Genomic DNA, 1,352 nt, shown 5'->3' with positions numbered 1-1,352 from the left:
AGGCGCTCGAGGAAGCCGACGGCGACTTCGACAAGGCGGTCGAGATCCTGCGCATCAAGGGTGCGAAGGACGTCGGCAAGCGCGCCGAGCGCACGGCTTCCCACGTCGCGTCCGGCCCCTCCAGCAGCGTGTGGTCGGGGAACAGCCCGGTGACCAGGTCGCGTTCGCGTCCGACGGCGGGCAGCGGCACCTGGCCGGCCGTCTCCGGCAGCGCGACGACGAGCATCCGGCGGGACACCTCGCCGGCGGGACGGTTCGCGTCGCGCAGGGCGGTCACCGTCGGCGTGTAGGACGACACCACCCGGTCGACCACCGTGCGCCCGCCGCCCTCGGCGTGGTGACCGGCCGCGTGCAGGGGCAGCAGGCTCAGCAACCCGGTGGGGCACCACCACAACCGCGGCGGGTCCGCCACGACCGCGTCGAACCCCAACCCGGCCAGCACGGGTTCGGCCACCACGTCCCACAGCCACCCGGCGACCTCGGACAGGCCGTCCTCCGCGGCCTGCCGCGCCGCCAGGTACCCGCGCTTCGCCGCGTCGTACCGGCCCACCGCCGCGCGCCCACCCGTGCCCCGGTCGACCTCAAGCCGCGCGGACAGCAGCGCCCGACCGGCTTCCTCCACCGCGCCCAGGACGTCGAGGTAACCGCGGGCCCGCTGCTCGACGTCGGCAGCGGTGAGCCGGGTCAGCGGCACGGCCGACACGCCGTCCTCGCGGACGATCAGGGCGTCGCACCGGGCCGTGCTGACGTTGACCGCCACCACCGGCCCGTTCCGCGCGGCGGGCAGCAGGCTCGCCGGGTCGGGCGCGCGCAGGAAGTCCTCGAACCCCTCGATGCGGCGCACCCGGCCGACCAGGTCGTCCCACTCGCGGGCCAACGCCATCCGGCGGTCGACCAGGTGCCGGTCCCCGCCGGGCATGTCGACCGCCACCGCCCCCACCGTTCCCGTCCGCCGATCCGCTCCTCACGCCGACTATCCCCGCGGGCCGGTCCGGCGTTATCCGCCCGCCCCTCGCGGGCCGCTCAGCGGTCGAGGGCGTCGAGGAAGGTCAGGACGCGGCGCCAGGTGAGGTCCGCCGCCTGCTCGTCGTGGTCCGGCGAGTCGGCGTCGGTGTAGAAGTGGCCCGCCCCGGGGTAGGTGAAGACCTGCCTGTCGGCCGGCGTCACCGCGGTCTGCCAGGCGGCCACGTCGACCGGGGGCACGAGCGGGTCCGGGTCGGCCACGTGCAGGTGCACCGGGAGGCCGGGGCGGGCGTTCGGCGGCCCACGGGACGACCTCGTCCCGGTCGAGGGTGATCAGCGCGACCAGGTACGGCTTGAGGTCGCCGTACACCACCGCGTGCGACACCCAG

General features: G+C 75.7%; 1 protein-coding gene and 2 pseudogenes. 1 reads left to right on the top strand and 2 read right to left on the bottom strand.

The window, feature by feature from the left end:
- Positions 1-116: pseudogene (locus tag AB0G02_RS40510) on the top strand (elongation factor Ts); the annotation flags it as partial.
- 23 nt (positions 117-139) lie between these two features.
- Here the strand turns inward: AB0G02_RS40510 and AB0G02_RS40505 are convergent.
- Positions 140-883, bottom strand: a pseudogene (locus AB0G02_RS40505) (CHAT domain-containing protein); the annotation flags it as partial.
- Positions 884-1,023: 140 nt separating this feature from the next.
- Positions 1,024-1,236, bottom strand: coding sequence for a dienelactone hydrolase family protein (locus tag AB0G02_RS40500; protein ID WP_360805934.1), 213 nt, complete (start codon positions 1,234-1,236; stop codon positions 1,024-1,026).
- Positions 1,237-1,352 lie beyond the last annotated feature (116 nt).

Source organism: Actinosynnema sp. NPDC023658, assembly GCF_040639995.1.
GTDB lineage: Bacteria > Actinomycetota > Actinomycetes > Mycobacteriales > Pseudonocardiaceae > Actinosynnema.
This window is presented reverse-complemented; position numbering and strand designations above follow the sequence as displayed.